10 protein-coding genes are annotated in these 18,308 nt (G+C 42.3%); 2 read left to right on the top strand and 8 right to left on the bottom strand.

Annotated elements, in window-relative coordinates; all coding sequences use genetic code 11:
- Positions 1–5: 5 nt before the first annotated feature.
- The 3 genes from L1283_RS03635 to L1283_RS03625 form a co-directional block, all read right to left on the bottom strand.
- Positions 6–3,131: a SusC/RagA family TonB-linked outer membrane protein gene (locus L1283_RS03635; RefSeq protein WP_429625769.1), complete on the bottom strand. Its 3,126-nt coding sequence runs from the start codon at positions 3,129–3,131 to the stop codon at positions 6–8.
- A gap of 86 nt (positions 3,132–3,217) precedes the next feature.
- Entirely contained in the window at positions 3,218–4,168 is a 951-nt protein-coding gene (locus tag L1283_RS03630) for a carbohydrate kinase family protein (protein ID WP_429625768.1), read from the bottom strand.
- Between the two features lie 199 nt (positions 4,169–4,367).
- Positions 4,368–5,690 (bottom strand): sugar porter family MFS transporter, encoded by a 1,323-nt coding sequence (locus L1283_RS03625; protein ID WP_075991614.1) that lies wholly within the window; start codon positions 5,688–5,690, stop codon positions 4,368–4,370.
- Positions 5,691–5,982: 292 nt separating this feature from the next.
- Between L1283_RS03625 and L1283_RS03620 the strand changes: the two genes are divergently transcribed.
- Positions 5,983–8,736, top strand: a complete 2,754-nt coding sequence (locus L1283_RS03620) for a substrate-binding domain-containing protein (protein ID WP_429625767.1) — start codon at positions 5,983–5,985, stop codon at positions 8,734–8,736.
- 21 nt (positions 8,737–8,757) lie between these two features.
- Here the strand turns inward: L1283_RS03620 and L1283_RS03615 are convergent, their stop codons facing one another.
- From L1283_RS03615 to L1283_RS03595, 5 genes are all read right to left on the bottom strand, one after another.
- Entirely contained in the window at positions 8,758–9,528 is a 771-nt protein-coding gene (locus L1283_RS03615) for an ABC transporter permease (RefSeq protein ID WP_429625766.1), read from the bottom strand.
- A complete protein-coding gene (locus L1283_RS03610) occupies positions 9,521–10,426 on the bottom strand; it encodes an ABC transporter ATP-binding protein (RefSeq protein ID WP_429625765.1) in 906 nt (301 codons plus the stop codon). Before L1283_RS03610 ends, L1283_RS03615 begins: the two co-directional genes overlap by 8 nt.
- Positions 10,427–10,430: 4 nt before the next feature.
- A complete protein-coding gene (locus L1283_RS03605; RefSeq protein WP_429625764.1) occupies positions 10,431–11,702 on the bottom strand; it encodes an erythromycin esterase family protein in 1,272 nt (423 codons plus the stop codon).
- Positions 11,703–11,999: 297 nt separating this feature from the next.
- Entirely contained in the window at positions 12,000–13,616 is a 1,617-nt protein-coding gene (locus L1283_RS03600) for a RagB/SusD family nutrient uptake outer membrane protein (protein WP_429625763.1), read from the bottom strand.
- 9 nt (positions 13,617–13,625) lie between these two features.
- Positions 13,626–16,739, bottom strand: coding sequence for a SusC/RagA family TonB-linked outer membrane protein (locus L1283_RS03595; protein WP_429625762.1), 3,114 nt, complete (start codon positions 16,737–16,739; stop codon positions 13,626–13,628).
- Positions 16,740–17,062: 323 nt separating this feature from the next.
- Here L1283_RS03595 and L1283_RS03590 point away from each other — a divergent pair, with 323 nt between their 5' ends.
- Positions 17,063–18,307, top strand: coding sequence for a glycoside hydrolase family 71/99-like protein (locus L1283_RS03590; protein WP_286849756.1), 1,245 nt, complete (start codon positions 17,063–17,065; stop codon positions 18,305–18,307).
- Position 18,308: the final 1 nt, after the last annotated feature.

The following is an 18,308-nucleotide window of genomic DNA, read 5'->3' as shown; positions in this document are numbered from 1 at the left end:
CCTTTTTAAAATCCAATATTTACCCCAGCTGTCCAGGTCGTTGGAATTGGATACCCCCAACCTACATTTTCAGGATCTACACCTGTAAAATTCTTTGACTTAACGGTAAATAGGTTCTGACCGGTGACATAGATCCTTAGCCGGCTCATACGCAGGCGTGAGGCTGTTGCTGTTGGCAAGGTATAGCCCAGAGACAGATTCCGGAGTTTCATATAAGATCCATTCTCGATAAAGTAATTTGACAGGCGGCCCTCGTCATTGTTGTTTGTCGTTTGTAAGGCCGGAATCGTCGACGTTGGATTTTGTGGTGTCCATGCATTCAGCAACCGCAGGCCTTTGTTGGAATTGACGTCATCCACACTCCAGAAGTCTGTTTGTTTTTTCAGCCAGTTTTCGACATCTATCCCCTGTACCCCCTGAAAGTATGCCGACAGGTCAAACCCTTTATATTTCAGCACAATATTGAGACTATAGGAAAAATCAGGATGTGGACTACCGATCCAGGTACGGTCCATATCCGTAATCTGTTTGTCCGCATCATAGACGTTGACGTAACGTAAACGCCCTATCCCCTTACCGGTCTGATTGACGTGCGCATCCACTTCGTCCTGATTCTGAAAAATACCGTCGGTGACATAGCCATAGAATGATCCCAGCGGCCGGCCGATAATATTATCTCCCTGACGACCTCCATAGGAGTTTTCTACCGCTTCGGGTAAATGTGTCACCTTGTTTTTATAGGTAGAGAACACAGCCATCACATCATAATCCAGTCCAAACGATGTTTTATTGCGATATCCAGCCGATAGGTCCAAACCTTTATTTTCCATGGAGGCACCATTCGCCCAACGGTAACCGCCCTCTCCGACCACACCGATATAGGCTGGATTGATCAACATATCTTTGGTTGCTTTGACATACCAGTCAATCGAACCATAGAGACTTTGATTAAACAATGAAAAGTCTAAGCCTATATTCGTCTGCGTTGTGGTTTCCCATTTCAGGTCATTGTTTTCTGTTTGGATTTTGCGATATCCCGACGGTAATTTTCCCGTTCCTGCGCCTGAGAGATCGTATGCTGTGCCATCCACGATGTTCCATGTCGGATCAGCAACACCATATTCGGGAACGAACAGCGCATAGGTAGCCAGATTACCTATACCTTGGTTACCTGTCTGCCCCCATCCAACACGCAGCTTGAGGTCCGAAATATAGTTTTTCGTACTTGCCATAAAACGCTCGGACGAAATCCGCCACCCCGCTGTTACCGCCGGGAAAGTTGCAAAGCGGTTATTTTTACCAAAGCGGGAAGAGCCATCGTGCCGCACGGTGAAGGAAGCCAGATAGCGGTCATCATAGGAATAATTGGCCTTTCCAAAATAGGATAACAGCGAGAATCCCGTAGAGCCACCGCCTACTGCCGCTGTGCCCGTACTCACACCTGGCCACATATACTCAGGTGTCTCTATGGCAAAGGCGCCATCTCCGGCAGTATAGGCATTAAAATTGATATCATTCTGACGGTTCATTTCCATACCGGCAAGCACATCTAAGGTATGTTTATCAATCTGTTTCCGATATGTCGCCGTATTGGACCAAGTCCACTTCATTCCATGGGACTGTTCCATATTAACCCCACTCCGGCTGCTATTCATAAATCCCGAACGATAGGATACTTCCAAATTACGTTTGTAAAAATTACTATAGTCCAAACCGTAACTGGTGCGGACATGCAGACCTTTTATAAGCTGTAGATCCGCATAGGCATTTCCAAACAACCGCCAATAATTATATTTATTGTTCCGGTTATCATAAAGTACACGCATGGGATTATGGCGGTCGTTCATTCCCAATGCTGGTCCACCCCATCCTATTCCATCTACTGTATGGACAGGAATAATGGGCAATGCTTTTAACGAAAGGTCAAGCACATCGCCCGGTACCTGCACTTCACCGGTATTGTTTACCGTAAAATTCTCGCCCACCACCAAGCGTCCATCAAACAATTTATAATCGGCATTCATCCGGGCAGATATCCGCTGGAAATCCGTGTAACGGAGTGTCCCATTGTTGTGCAAATAACCTAAGGAGAAAAAGGAGCTGGATTTTTCTGTCCCGGAGCTTAATGTCGCATTGTAAGATTGTTGCAATCCCGGTTTTGAAACTTCCTTAAACCAATCGGTATCGGAAGTGTACATGGTATGTTCACGGTCGATATACTTGGAAACAAAAACAGTATTGAGCTGAGGTACGCCATTTGCGTCGTTATTCCATTCAAACTGATAACCAATATTATTTCCGTTGGGGTTTCCGCCATTATTGATGGTGGCCTGCCACAATGCACGACCATATTGTTGGGCATCCAGCACTTTCATGCGATTATTAAAATGCGTACTGGTGGCATAGGCGTCTACTGTAAGTTTAGGGGCACCCATCTTTCCTTTTTTTGTCGTGATGACAATAACACCATTCGCTGCGCGCGAGCCATAGATACTCGCCGAAGAAGCGTCCTTTAAAACCTGAATACTTTCGATATCATTCGAATTGAGTTCATGCATTCCTCCCTGTGTGGGGGTTCCATCAATGACATACAAGGGATCCTGACTACTGTTGATGGAACTGATTCCGCGCATACGCACTGTTGCCGCTCCACTCGGACTACCATCCGAAGTTACGGTCATACCAGCTACCCGTCCTTGCAGTGCTTTCATCGGGTTATTTTCCGGAGCTTTCATCATCTCAGCAACATTAACAACGCTCACTGCACCCGTCAAATCCTTCTTCCGTTCTGTTTGATATCCCGTAACGACCACTTCATCGAGCCCCTTTTCGGTAGGCGCAAGCTGAATATCGAGGAACTTTCTTCCTGCTACAGCAATCGCCTGGGAGGCATAGCCGACATAGCTTATTTCCAATGTACCCTGATTGCCCGAAGTCTGAAGGACAAATTCTCCCTTTTCATTTGTCTTGGTGGCTATTGTGGTTCCCTTCACCACTAAAGATGCCCCTACTATAGGTCCTGCTGTCCCACTATCCGTAATTCTTCCCCGGATTTCAGTCTGTTGCGCAAATGCGACAACAGAAAAAAGTGCCAAAGACGGGAGCAGCATTGCTTTCTGTCTAGTAAACATAATTGGTTATAAGTAAATGGTTAATGATTTAGATTGATTATTTGATTATGATAGCGGGTAAACTGCTTCGTAAAGAAGCAGTTTACCTACCGTTGCTTCTGAGCTCCATTGAAGATCGGATGCAACCATTGGAATCGATTGATGACCTCATCGTTATATTCAGGACAAGCCCCCCGGCTCTGTGTCACAAATCCACTTAAGGTGGCCGCAAATTCCAGTACTTCCTCCAGCTGAACACCTTCCTGCATCTGAAACCTTTTGGTCAGGAAAGCCGCCAAAAAAGAATCACCACTTCCGATGGTATCTTCTACCTGAACTTTCAAGGCTGGAAAATGATAACTGATATTGTCTTTTTTATAATGATATACCGCACCATCTGCACCATAGGTTACAATTGCCTCCTGAATTGCAAAACGCTCCATGATCAAGTCCACACGCTGCTGATCGGTATAGGCATCCGTTGCGCCATTCCAGTCGGAAATAACATGCAGTTCCTCGGCATTCATTTTCACAAAATCAGCGTATCCCAACAGTTTATGTATTTTTTCCGGACCAAAATAAGGTGTACGCAGGTTGACATCCATCACCCGGAAGCGGGCTTTTTCCAGCAGTAATAGCAAGCTTTGAAAACTTACTTCATCCCGACAGGCTAGACTACCATACACCAAAAAATCCACCGCTGCAACTGCCTCAAGAACAACATTGTCCACCGCTATTCTATCCCAAGCTACAGGATAAACGATATCGTAATGCACGTCGCGTTTTGCATCGATCGAAACCTCTACTGTTGAAGTTGGTAACAGGTCATCGTACTGGAAGAAATCGGTCGGGATACCCAGATCTTCACATACGTTACGCAACTCGTAACCATTATCGTCACGCCCTATGCGCGTTAGCATACGCGTCGTAACCCCCAATTTATTGAGGTGATAAGCCACATTCAAAGGCGCACCGCCTAATTTTTTACCTGTAGGAAGATTGTCCCAAAGAACCTCGCCAAAACAAATACCCTGTATTGATTTATCTCCGTTTTTCATATTTTCTCCTTTTTATACGAAGCTTCGGCCGAGCGCCAAAAACCAAGTAACAAATTGATTATTATATTTCCCTTTAAATTCAATGTTGACAATAGATACACACAACATGTTATCACATTGTCTTTGATTAAATAACTTTCGATAGGCGCCAGTCGCGTCATGGCTACTTCGACACCTATTGGTGTAGTCCAGCTAAAGACTAATGTAGATTGATGGTATGCCCAAGATCTTCCAATGATTTCCCTTTTGTCTCCGGCATAAACTTGAGCACATAAACAAGCTGCAGCACCATAAATAGGGCAAAGATCAAGAAGGTACCCCCGCCACCGAGCATTTCTGTCAAGGCTGGGAAACAAAAGGTGATAATCGCCGCCATCACCCAATGTGTCAAGCTACCAAATGTCTGCCCTTTGGCACGTACGTCGTTCGGAAAAATTTCCGAAATAAATACCCAAATCACCGCACCTTGCGAGAATGCGAAAAAGGCAATGAAACTCATCAGATAGATTGTGATCGCAAAACCCGTCGTTTGGTTGGTATAAAAAGCATGTGAAACGAGTGCCAATGAAACAATCAGCCCGATCGAGCCCACCAACATTAATTTTCTTCTGCCCACCTTATCGATGAAATTGATCGCCAGCAACGTAAAAATAAAATTGACAACCCCTATACCAACTGTCGAAAGCAATGAACTCTGTGAGCCCAAGCCGGCCATTTCAAATACACGGGGGGCATAGTAGATAATTGCGTTGATACCTGAAACTTGATTGAACAGCGCAAAACAAAAGGCCAATAAAATAGGTTTGGCATTTTCGCGAACGAAGAGTTTGCCTTCTCCTGCGGAATTGTTTTTGGACTCCTGAATTTTTGAAATCTCCAGCTCGTAACCATCCGAATTAATTTTTTTCATAATCCGCGTTGCCTCGGCCAAATTCCCTCGGTGCAGCAGCAACCATCTCGGACTTTCCGGGATGAGGAAGATCAAACAGAAGAATAACAACGACGGAAAGCACTGCACCCCCAGCATCCAGCGCCAGGACTCCTCCCCTACCTGACCGATAAAGTAATTGGACAGATAGGCAATCAGAATCCCCAATACGACGTTGAACTGGAAAAGTCCGACCAATTTTCCACGCGATGCCGCCGGAGATATTTCCGATATATAGATTGGTGCAGTTACCGAAGAGACGCCAACGCCTATACCACCCAAAAAGCGGAATAAAATAAATATCGTCCAGTCATTCGCCAATGCGCTGCCTATTGCTGAGATAAAGTAAAGAGCTGCAACCGCAAATAAAGTATTCTTACGCCCCAACTTATCTGAAGGCAGTGCACCCAGCGCTGCTCCAACAACTGTTCCGATCAATGCAATGGCCATGGTCAATCCATGCTGAAACTCACTTAAATGCCAGTGTTCCTGCACGGCCTTTTCTGCTCCTGAAATAACCGCTGTATCAAATCCAAATAAAAATCCGCCTAAAGCCACTACAAAGGACCAAGCTAGTACCGTGTTTTTGTTCATGTGATGATCTATAATTGATTAATCCAAATTTAACCCTAGTTTCATCTTAACTTAAATTTGAGCTTCACAAAAACATTTATTTATGTAACATTTTTTAAAAAACGTTAAAACACTAAAAATCTGAAACTTATACCAGCATTACTTTTTAAAACTTTCACTTTTTAAACAGAAAATTTAGAAAATGATACATTTTTGAAAGTTTCCATATCAGTGTAAAGAATACACTAACAAAGACGAGGTTACCCTAAAAAAACTAAATAATGTATATTCGGATATTGAAGGGAAAAAAATCATGGGAAAATATTTCATTTATGGTGGCATATTGATCCTGCTTCTTTTTTGTGGATGCCAACCAATGGTCCGGAAGAAAAAGCAGGTCATCGCATTTTCGCAGTGTATCGGAAACGATGCCTGGCGACAAACCATGCTCGAAGAAATGAAAAGGGAACTTTCCTTCAATCCGGATATTGACTTTCTTTATCGAGATGCACATGGCGACAATAATGTACAGATCAATCAAATTCGCGAATTAGTCAAACAGGATATCGATCTTCTGATTGTATCCCCAAATGAGGCCGAGCCACTCACGCCAATTGTAGATTCTGTATTCCAACGCAATATACCTGTCATCGTAACAGACCGTAAGACCTCCTCCGGCCAATATAATGCTTATGTGGGCGCCGACAATCTCGCCATCGGGAAACTGGCCGGTCAATATAGCCGCACGATTTTACAAGGAAAGGGTTCGGTCGGATTAGTCACAGGGCTATCGGGCACCTCGGCTTCAATAGAGCGTGAAAAAGGCTTTATCCAGCAAATTGGAGATGCCACAGCGATTCAGGTGAGCGGCCTCATTCACGGCGGCTGGGAGAAAAATAAAGCCTATCTGGAAATGCGTAAGCATATAAACGTCATGAGCCAGAGTGATATTATCTTTACATTCAATGATCAGATGGCCATGGGGGTAAAAAAAGCATTGGACGAAGCCCAGATCAAAAAGGACATTAAGATAATCGGTGTTGATGCTCTTCCTGGTCCCGGAAATGGCCTTGAACAGATCATACAGGGCAAAATGTTCGCTTCCATACTCTACCCCACTGGCGGGGCCGAAGCCATTCGAACGGCCTTGGCTATCATCAACCACCAAAACTACCGCCGCGAGAATATACTCGAAACCTCTGTCATCGATAAAACCAACGCGGAGTTGCTTGCCCTGCAGTCGGATAAAATAAAACAACAGCAGCTCGATATTGACAAAAGGCAGGAGTTTATTACGGAACAGAATAAGATTTACCAAAGCCAAAAGTCCGTTCTTAATATATTGGTCGTTAGCTTGGTGCTAGCTGTTGTCTTTGGGGGAATTTCTATTATCGTGATCAGGAGCAACTGGGAAAAGAACAAACATCTGGAAGTCCAGAATAGCGAGATTCTTGCGCAACAAAAACAGATCGTCGAGATGAACAGTCAAATTCAGCAAGCGGCAGAAATCAAAAATAATTTCTTCACCAATATCTCGCATGAATTTAAAACCCCGCTAACCCTTATCATCGCGCCTATCGAGGACCTTGAATTACGAAAAGATCTTACCGAAGAGGTCAGAGAACAGTTGTCGCGCATCAAACGGAATGCAAAAAAACTACAACGTTTGGTCAGCGACCTCATTGATATCCATCGGATCAGTAAATCGAAGATTAAGCTACATGCGGCCATCGTTTACATTGACCCATTTATTCAGCAGGTAATAGGTAGTTTCAAACCCTTATTTAAGAAAAACAGGATCTCCGTCAGTTATGTCAACAAAACAAGCTTGAAAGAGGTTTGGATGGACGAATACCTCATGGAACAGGTCTTATCCAATTTATTGTCCAACGCGATCAAACATACGGCGGCAAGTGGCAGAATTGAAATTATATTGGAAGAAAACAATTTCAAAGACTATTTCTATCTACGTGTATTGGATAATGGCCTGGGGATTGCTCCAAGTGATATTGAGCATATTTTTGATCCTTTTTATCAGGGTGCCAGTAGCCGTAATGGCTCCGGAATCGGCCTCGCCTACACCAAACAGATCATCGAACTGCATCATGGCCAAATCACTGTGAGTAGCAAACCCGGTCATGGATCGATATTCACCCTACGTATGCCAATTGGAAATAGTCACTACGAGCCTGCTGAACTGGCCGATTTCGACAAGGGAGAAAAACCGTTGTTTCAACAAGACGACATATTGGAGGCAACACGAAAGATGGTAGACAACAATCTTTCTTTTCGATCCAACAAATCAAAAAGTATTATGATCGTCGAAGATAATGATGAAATCAGAGATTATCTCCGCTCCCTATTAGAAAGGGATTACAATCTTTTCCTGGCAAAAGATGTGCAACAAGCCAATGGAATGTTGAAGACACATTTTCCAGATCTAGTCATTACGGATATTATGCTTCCTGATGGTAGCGGTCTGGATATTCTAAAGGACATCAAAGCATTTTATCAGACCGCACATATTCCTGTCATCTTACTGAGTGCACTCGCCAATGAAGATACGATGCTCGAAGGAAGTAAATTAATGGCCGATGACTACATGACTAAACCTTTCAATGCCGAATTACTGCGGACACGGATTTCAAACATCCTACAGTCACGCCATCAGCTTAAAGAAAAATACAGCAGCAATGTAGAACAGTTTGATAGCGCTCAAGCGGAGCAGGTCAATGATAACGATAGACGTTTTCTGAACAATTTTTCCGCGATTGTCGAATCCAAATTATCAGACCCGCGATTGAGTGTCGATGGCATTGCCAACGAGCTTCACCTCTCCCGCGTGCAGCTCTACCGTAAAGTCAAACAGTTACTTGATTGCAGCGTCAATGAATACATTATCGAACGAAGATTAAAGAAAGCCAAAAGCCTTATGGCTGAAGGACTAAACATCAACGAAATATTTAGCAGTGTCGGTTTTTCCTCCGCATCATATTTCGCTTCGGCCTTTAAAAAGAAATATGGCCAGTCTCCGAGTACTTATAAAAAAGAACTTGACAAAAAATAGCCCATCAGGTGCGCCTGCAAATTAAAACTGTCCTTTCCGCTTGAATAAGTAAAAACTGATCAATAGAAATATGACGAGCATCAGTAAGTTGCTGTAGTCTAGCCGTGCAAAGGAATCATTCTCAGATAAGATATTCATTACCGCATTATAGGCACCTGTATAAGGGATAAAATCCGAAAAACTTTTCTGTGCGACAAGCACGGAAAAGACCAACATAAACATGCCTACTCCAATTGGGTAGATAAAACTTCTGAACAATAGGCTCAGGGCAAGCTGAATCATAGCGATAGCTGAGAGCGTAATAAAAAGTTTCAAAAACGTATAAAAGATTACGACCCTAAAATCATAATTCTGAAACCCCAGTACGGGGTAAATCAGACTGAGCAGATAACCACTGATCAGAAATGCAGCGTAAGCAAAGAGTATTGAAAACAGTAAGGTCAACAGGATAAAGACGGCTTTGGAAAAGAAAATATTCGATTTACTGATGGGTAGGGTAAAGAGTATTTTATAATTGTTATTCTTATACTCGACATCACAACAGGCATAGACGAATAAAGCAACAAGGATGGGATAGAGCAGGTAAAAAAACTGAAAAACATATCTGCCAAGCAGAAGTTTCCAAGGGTTAGGAACCGCCACTGCCTCTCCTGAATCTATAACATCATAAATAATATAACCGGCAATCGCAAAAACGAGCACCATAGGGACGATCAGTACCCCAAAAATCTCCCTATTGCGTAGGAGTTTGTACTTTTCCGACAAGAAAGCGGTATAGCATGTATTAGTCATTGACACGAGTGATAAGGTTTATAAAAATTTGTTCAAGATCAGCACTACGGGATTCCAATCCATAAATATCAATCTGCTTTTCGACCAAAGATTTGATCATAAGACCAAATTGCAGATCATCGCCGATAGTGACGGCAACGCTTTCTCCATCGGTTTTAACACCAGAAAACCCGTTATTTCGCAAAACCGAAGCTGTTGCTTCGGGACTGGCTGTACGTAGGTACACTTCTCGGTCAACCTGTCCCAGCAGCTCCTGTTTGGTTCCCTGGAAAATCATTTTCCCACCTTCAATGATACCAATGTGTGTCGCTATTTTTTCAAGCTCACTCAAAATATGACTCGAAAGAAAGATCGTTTTTCCCTGTTCGTTGAGATGACAAAACAAATTGCGCATTTCGACAATTCCCTGTGGATCGAGACCATTTAATGGTTCGTCCAGGATAAGCAATTGCGGATCATGAAAAATCGCCATCGCTATTCCCAGCCGCTGTTTCATCCCCATGGACAGGGCACTGGCTTTTTTCTTCTTTTCCCGAAGAAGATCTACCATTTCCAATACTTCATCAATGCGTTTGTTGCCTTTTTTGTGGATGATATCCAAGTACTTTAAATTTTCAAAAACGGTCAATTTAGTATAATAGCATGGGGCCTCAATCAAGTTTCCAACATTGGCATAAACACCTATGGGATGCGCCTTTAAACTATTTCCCTGAATAAAAATCGTATCTGCCTGATCCTCCAAAAGACCTAAAAGCAATTTGATTGTTGTGGATTTTCCCGCCCCATTTCGGCCGAGATATCCATAAATACTCCTGTCTGGGACTTGTAGGCTAATATTATCCAAGATTGTTTTTGCGCCTATTTTAAAGCTAAGTTGTTGTGTTAAGATACTTTCCATGCTGTTAGCGGTAAATTGGATCTTTATTGATATCGATATAGAAAATGCCATCGATAAACTCGTGCCATTTTCTTTCTTCATCAATCCCCTGATTAATGACTGAACTAAAACGTTGTTTTAACATGCTATTGTTGGGCAACTGACGAAGATCCAAAAAGAAATAGGGTGATTTAGTGGCATGAAATACATTTTCCACGGCCAACTTACCCACTCTATCGACAAGACGGCCAGTTTTATCATATCTTCCATAGGAAGTAAAATCCAGACTATACGCTTGAGCGCCGTATTTACGCTTTAGATAAGTCCCGAGGGGCCGATAATCTTTATTGTATGGCGCAGAAAAGCTATGGATATTGGCACACCAGACGATAATCTTTTTGCCGGCGTAAAGCGAATCGATCTGATAGGTTAGATTTTCCGCCATCAGTGAATCTCTAAAATGCATGCTCTGCATCGACCCAGTTTTATAGCGCCAAGATTTGTCAAAGTTGTGCTTCATATCAGACAGATATCGGCTATAGATCAGATGCTCCGAGTCTTTTACGCCGCTGCGGATCCTACGGTTCAACTCATCCAGTTCTGCCAGGAACTGTTTTTTTTCGTTCGCATTGAGCCGTTTACTGGCAAAAGGTTCATAAGTTAGATACTCCAGCCTGTTGCTATTTTTTTTCAATAACGGATATTTGGTCGAATCTATCCCGTTTTTAAGCAGGAAATCTTCCAATAATTTTACGCGTATATTTGATAAGCCCCTGCCTGAAAATTGGATATCAAATCCGCCGAGGATCATTGGACGCTCTGTTGATTTTGTTTTTTTATAATACGTTAAGAGGGGCTGATTTTCCTGATTTTGCCACCAGAAGTCGAATAGTCCAGTACCACCGATCGTTTTTTCCTGCGACTTATCCATCAGGGTATCCATCTGTGCATTCATCATCCACATATCATACTGCCCTGCCTCATATAAAACAACATCATAATCCAGCTGTTCGTGGAGATAACGAATGATCCTGGCTTTCGCTTTAAAAGTTTCGCCATCATTGTGCATCATTTCGCCCAACATCAGGATTCTATTGTTTTTTAGCATAGCATCAAAAAAACTTAAATCCGAAAAATTACTATCGGTCATTAAGATACTTTTGACGTCTTGTTTATGACGATTTACTTCGGTCAATACTATCGTAGCGTTGGCTACGGGCATATCATCATAAACAAGTTTATTAAACGATAAGATTAAGATAATCGTTACCGCAAGTGCGCATAGAACACTTCTCATTTATCTCAGTTTATATAATTCATAATTGATCTATCTACTGCGTATTACGCTAAAGTAGGACGTATTTTAATATATGATGATCATTTTTTCTTTTTCCATAAAAAATTACACAAAAAAAATTAGAAATATAACATGACAATAAAAAGGCGGTTAAGTGAGTATAACACTTAACCGCCTTCTTGCTTGCTTGCTTGCTTGCTTGCTTGCTTGCTTGCTTGCTTGCTTGCTTGCTTGCTTGCTTGCTTGCTTGCTTGCTTGCTTGCTTGCTTGCTTCGTAAAAAATATAGCAGGAGAAAATTAATACCCTACATTTTGCTTCAACGTTCCTTTACTATTGTCGATGACAGCTTGTGGAATTGGCCACAATTCATTTTTTCCAGCTTTGAACGATCTATTTTCAGAGAAAAAGCGATCAGTTAACGAAGTATAAGTAACCTTGCCTGTTTTAGGATCCACCGTACCTTTGGACAGCGCGCCATTTACAGGAGCGTTCATTACGTCTTTGGCTATTCCCCAACGAATAATATCAAAGCGACGGCGTCCTTCTCCGGCGAATTCTACACGCAGCTCACGACGTACCAATTCACGCAGTTTGCTCTGGCCACTGTATACGGCTTTGTCTACTTTTGGCATCTTAGCGCGCTGGCGAACTAGATCGATATTGTCATACACGCTATTATCAACGATACCCAATTCAATCTTTGCTTCCGCATTTAACAAAAGCATTTCGGCATAACGCATCACAATAATGTTGGTACCTACGTTCCAAATGTTCGCATAACTGCTCGGATTTTGGATATATTTTTTATAGTTGTAAGCTGTGCTGGATGCATTATCTGGACCAGATGGATAATCTTCCGATTTCGGATTTAATGGATCGAAATATTTACCATTGTACAGTGCTCCTGGGTAAACAATTGTTGCGCCCAGGCGTGGATCTCTTTTTTCATATGGACTGGCAGGGTCATAAGATTTTGACTCGCCAATAGTCTGTCCATCGGCAGTTTCGTAAGCATCTACCAGACTCTGTGTTGGTACAATAGACCCCCATCCCCCCATTGAATTGGGCAGCATAATACCAAGTGAAGTATATCCTTGAATATTTACCAAATATTCGATATTCATCATGACCTCACTGTTATTTTCATTTGCCTCTTCAAATAAGGTCGCATAATCATCGAATAATTTATAATTAGCCGAAGAAATGATCTCCTGTGTTGTATTGATGACATCCTGGTATTTCTTCTCAAAAGCATAACAGCGCGCCAATAAACCAAGGGCAGCACCTTTGGACATACGGCCGCCTCCCTTAGCAAACGACAAATCTGCAGCAGCTTCTTTCAATTCTTTTTCCACAAATTCCAATACTTCCTTTTGCGTATTTGCAGGTACGAACGAATTTTCTGTCGTCAAAGTTTTCGTAATGATAGGTACTCCCCCAAATAAGGTTGCCATATCAAAATACTTGTATGCTCGTATAACGCGTACCTCGGCGGTCAGCCGCTTCTTCTTTTCAGCATTAACCGGCGATTTTTCAATATTTTCAAGGATGTAATTGGCTCGACGGATATGCTCGTACGTATAGCGTGCCTCTGCATTTCCAGCGTTTGTCGGTGTTGCGGTGCCATTTCCTAAAGCCTGGAATCCTTCCCAAGGGAAATCACTATTGGAGTTATCCGACGTACAGTCCATGTAAAAGATCTGGGTACCGTCTTCCCAAGCAGATCCTTCGGCCAGCTTACCGTCGCTTCCCCTTGTACCGCTGTACAAACCTGTTACAGCAAAATCGGTTTCAGCTTCCGTTTTCCAAAAATTATCGGCATTATAGGCATCCAACGGTTCCTGATCGAGTTTTTGACAAGAGAACAGTAAGGTGGCTACGCTCAATGCAATCGTTATATTTCTAAGTTTCATGATTTTCAATTAAAAGTTTACGTTAAGACCAAACACATTTGTTTTCACCTGTGGGTAGTAATTACCTCTAGAATCCGCTGGCGCCTCCGGATCAAATCCTTTAGCAAATCCGGTAAAAGTCAAGAGATTTTGTCCACTATAGTATACTTTAGCCCCCTTAATACCGATTCTATCCGTAAACGTTTTTGGTAAGGTATAACCGAAGGTGATATTCTTCAAGCGGACATAACTTGCATTCTGGATCCAGAAATCAGAAGGTGTGCCTGAAGGACTATTTTGTGACCAACTGGTCAACGCCCTCGGCATAGATCCGTTTGGATTGGTCTCTGCATTGAAACGATCTGCAAAAATGGTTGTCGGTTTATCCGATCCCGAGATCCCGCCAATGGCTTCGCCCCAAAGATATCCCTGTACTTTAGCCGCACCTTGGAAGAATAGGCTCAGATCAAAGTTTTTATAACTCATATTGGAGGTCAGACCAAAGATAAATTTTGGATCGGGCGAACCTAGATATACACGGTCATTTCCATCGATTTTTTTATCGCCATTCTGATCTTTGTAGATAATATCACCAGCACCTACAGTTCCGTTCACACCTTGAATACCACTGTTTTTATATTCTTCGTCCGAATGATAGATTCCAGCAGTTTCGTAGCCATAAAACGAACGGATTGGTCGTCCCTGCTCATAGATATAGAAAGTTCCATTGACCTGTGGTTCGTCACTGGCCCATTTTTTAATCTGGTTGTTGATATAAGAACCGTTTGCTGCAATGCTATATTTGAAATCTCCGATGCTATTTTGATAATTTACTTGTAGCTCTACCCCATTATTTTGCACTTTTCCTGCATTTTGGTAAGGCGCTGGAAGACCATATAAGTTCGATACAGGCAGTTTTAACAACACCCCATCAGTTTTACGGTCAAAGTATTCAAATACAAAGCCCAGATTATTTTTGAAGTTCAGATCCAAACCAATGTTGGTACTTGTCGTTGACTCCCATTTTAATATTGGATTTGCCGATTCTACGATGGCTCCACCGGAACTAATCTCACCACCAAAAGAATAGTTATAACCAGGAGAAATGGTAAATAAGCCTGGATAATAAGCGTCGGAAGAAGGATATGAATTGTCTGATGTTGCCGCTAATTGTTGGTTTCCTAGTTTACCCCAACCGCCTCTTAATTTCAATTCTGAGATTACATCGGACAAAGAAGATTCTTTAAAGAAATCTTCCTGAGAAATACGCCAGCCGGCTGAGAACGACGGGAATGTACTCCAACGATTGCTTCCCAAGAATCGCGATGTTCCATCACGTCTCACATTGGCTTCCAATAGGTACTTATCCGCAAATGCATAATTGATACGACCGAAGAAAGAGCGTAATATTAGCTTTTTGGCTCCTCCATCGACTTTCATTCCGTCCTTGCTACCCAAATTCAGTTCCGAAAAATCATTATTTAAGAAACCTTGTGCATAAGCACTGGAGTAATCCGCACGGAATGTTTCATCCATAAAACCGCCTAAAACATTGATCTGATGGTTACCAATCTTTTTGTCATAGGTCATCAAGGTTTGAAAAGTCAATCGTTCGGATTGGAAGTTATAAACAGTCAAATTATTCACCCCTTGTTTAGGTCCCAAATCACCATTTGGCGCATAGTATTGGATGTCTTTGACAAATTTGGAAGACATATTGTCAATCGGTTGAAAGCCTACAACCTGTTTGATCTTCAGTCCATCCATAATCTGAAATTCACCGGAGAAATTGACCTGTGTATGTTTATAGGTCATATTATCCTTGGCTTCGAGATCCATCCATGCAATTGGGTTACCATCGCTACCACGACCATATACACCATTACTGTATTTATAAGGAATAAAACTAGGAATACGGTTTACCTGTCTAAAGATCTGCGCCATATCACCGGTATAAGGATTTACAGGTTCGGTGATACGTTGATAATTATACGCCAGTCCTAGATCAAATCGAAGTCTTGAAGATACTTTTGCACCAACATTTGTGCGTAAATTATAACGGTCAGAGCTCGCTACCTTGATAACGCCTTTTTGTCCTAAGTAGCCTCCCGAAGCCATATATTGCACATCTTCTGTTCCACCTGTAACTTGCAAATTATGCGATTGTTGAAAGCCCGATCCCTTGTAGAGCAGTCCTAACCAATCCGTATTGGGATGACCGTCCGGATCAGATCCATTTTTGAAAAGTTCAAGATCCTGCTGGGAAAAACGCTGTGTCTTCCCTTCATTTTTAAGGGCCTCATTTAAGATAACAGCATGGTCATAAGAGTTCATATATTCCGGTAGACGTGTTGGATCCTGAATACCGGCATAGCCTGTATAATTCAATTGCGGCTTGCCACTACCGCCCTTTTTGGTCGTAATCAAGATAACCCCGTTTGCAGCCTTAGAGCCGTAAATTGCTGCACTAGGTCCGTCTTTCAATACCGAAACACTTTCGATATCGTTGGGGTTGATATTATTCATCGAGCTTTCTATTCCATCAACAATAACAAGCGGATTCGCATTATTGATGGTACCCAGCCCACGAATACGGATCGTACCGTTGTCTTTACCGGGCTGTCCTGAATTTTGGGTAATCGTTACACCCGAAAATTTACCCTGGATCGCAGAAGATACATTGGTAACCGGACGATCCTGTAGATCTTTTGACGTGATCGCTTGTACCGCACCGGTTAAATTTACCTTCTTTTGTTTAGCGAATCCCACAACGACCACTTCCTCCAATGCCTCATTATTACTTTCCAGCTGAATTGATAGGGTCGTTCCTGTAACTGTCACTTCTTTGGTTTTGTAGCCAACGCTACTAACAAGCAAAATATCTCCAGCTTTAGCTCGAATTGCAAATGTTCCCTTTGCATCTGTAGATGTCGATACCGATGTTCCTTTGACCGAAACAGTCGCAGACGCAAGAGGACCATCTTCTGCGGTTACTTTCCCGGTAACTTGGTTCTGAGCGACCTTGTTTGCTGTATGTTTAAATGCAATCGGCATTTCTGCGGCCCACAAACTTTGCGAAGACGCAACAAGAAGAGCAATAGCAAGCAGGCTTACCTTTTGGTTACTTGTAAATTTTGAAATCATAATTAAATAGTTAGTAAAATTGAGTCTGTCAGTTTAGTATTAGATTGACTGGTTCAGCCCGTTAAATTAGAGGGATATTTTATGGGAACAAAACAACGGTGTCACGAAATCGATTGCGTAAATAACGCAATCGATTGACTTCTATTTATTGAAATTCACTTTGTCACTTTTTTAGTATAGAAAACAATGCAACCGGCTGCATCCAAGCTGGAACGCTGTTGTTATATTAAAAACAAATACTTATATGTTCCATTAATACTTTATTAATGGACTATTAATTGGGTTAATCGATATTTAGCGGCATAACTTAATTATAAATCGATATGATAGCTAAAACGCTCAAATTCCATCTTCTTGGCATCTGTCTACTTTTTTCGGTAGGCTTACTATTCGCACAAAAACAATACGACTCGTATAGCGGCCTTGTTATGGCCGGCTACCAAGGCTGGTTCAATAGTCCTACGGATGGTGCAGACCGCGGATGGTACCATTACCGTGGAAAAAACGGATTCCAACCCGGTTCTACAAATATCGATTTTTGGCCCGACGTCAGCGCCTATCAAATAACCTATGACAGTTCTTTTATGACAAAAGAGGGAAAGCCCGCTAAACTCTATAGCGCACATGACTATTCTTCCGTCAACCTCCATTTTAAATGGATGCAACAATACGGAATCGATGGCGTATTTATGCAACGATTCGTGGGTGAGATCGCTAACCCCAGTGGTCGCAACCACTTCAACACAGTGTTGACTTCGGCTATTCATTCAGCCAATGAATTTGACCGCGCAATCTGCGTGATGTACGACCTTAGTGGCATTAAAGATGGTGACGACAAAATCTTAATGGACGATGTAGCCGCCCTTGAAAAAGAATGGAACCTCAAAAAGCGTGATCGCGCCAAAACCTATCTTTTTCATCATGGCAAACCACTGATTGCCGTTTGGGGTATCGGATTTAACGACGGTCGCAAGTATAATCTCAAAACAGCCGAGCGTATTGTCAATTACCTCAAACAAAACGGCTATAGCGTACTTCTTGGCGTACCGACTTATTGGCGAGAATTACGCCAGGATACTGAATCCGATCCATTTTTGCATGAACTCATCAAAAAATCAGATATCATTATGCCTTGGTTTGTTGGTCGATATAATCAGGCCGGATTCGATCAGTTCAAATCCTTGATCAAAGATGATATGGACTGGTGCAAACAACATCAAATCGATTATGCTCCACTTTGCTTCCCTGGATTCTCCTGGACGAACATGACTGGGAGTTCACGTGCCTTTGTCCCTCGTGATTCCGGAAATTTCTTATGGAAACAATTACAGTATAACCTTTCTATTGGTGCTCAAATGCTCTACATCGCCATGTTTGATGAAGTCGACGAAGGTACCGCCATATTCAAGACACTGCATCAAAAAGATGTCCCACTTAATGGAACAGGTTCATTTGTCGGTATTGAAGATAATCTTCCCAATGATCATTATCTTTGGTTAACCGGACAGGCAAGCAAATACCTAAAAACCAAAACCTCAGTCCCCGTAAAACAACCAAAAAGAAACTAAA

Origin of the sequence: Sphingobacterium sp. HSC-15S19 (assembly GCF_050433745.1) — a bacterium.
GTDB lineage: Bacteria > Bacteroidota > Bacteroidia > Sphingobacteriales > Sphingobacteriaceae > Sphingobacterium > Sphingobacterium siyangense.
Note: the sequence above shows the minus strand (reverse complement) of the source record. Positions and strands in the feature narration are given on the sequence as shown.

Excerpts from the sequence above, each read along its gene's own strand:
- L1283_RS03635 (WP_429625769.1), bottom strand. The coding sequence starts at position 3,131 with ATGTTTACTAGACAGAAAGCAATGCTGCTCCCGTCTTTGGCACTTTTT.
- L1283_RS03630 (WP_429625768.1), bottom strand. The coding sequence starts at position 4,168 with ATGAAAAACGGAGATAAATCAATACAGGGTATTTGTTTTGGCGAGGTT.
- L1283_RS03625 (WP_075991614.1), bottom strand. The coding sequence starts at position 5,690 with ATGAACAAAAACACGGTACTAGCTTGGTCCTTTGTAGTGGCTTTAGGC.
- L1283_RS03620 (WP_429625767.1), top strand. The coding sequence starts at position 5,983 with ATGGGAAAATATTTCATTTATGGTGGCATATTGATCCTGCTTCTTTTT.
- L1283_RS03615 (WP_429625766.1), bottom strand. The coding sequence starts at position 9,528 with ATGACTAATACATGCTATACCGCTTTCTTGTCGGAAAAGTACAAACTC.
- L1283_RS03610 (WP_429625765.1), bottom strand. The coding sequence starts at position 10,426 with ATGGAAAGTATCTTAACACAACAACTTAGCTTTAAAATAGGCGCAAAA.
- L1283_RS03605 (WP_429625764.1), bottom strand. The coding sequence starts at position 11,702 with ATGAGAAGTGTTCTATGCGCACTTGCGGTAACGATTATCTTAATCTTA.
- L1283_RS03600 (WP_429625763.1), bottom strand. The coding sequence starts at position 13,616 with ATGAAACTTAGAAATATAACGATTGCATTGAGCGTAGCCACCTTACTG.
- L1283_RS03595 (WP_429625762.1), bottom strand. The coding sequence starts at position 16,739 with ATGATTTCAAAATTTACAAGTAACCAAAAGGTAAGCCTGCTTGCTATT.
- L1283_RS03590 (WP_286849756.1), top strand. The coding sequence starts at position 17,063 with ATGATAGCTAAAACGCTCAAATTCCATCTTCTTGGCATCTGTCTACTT.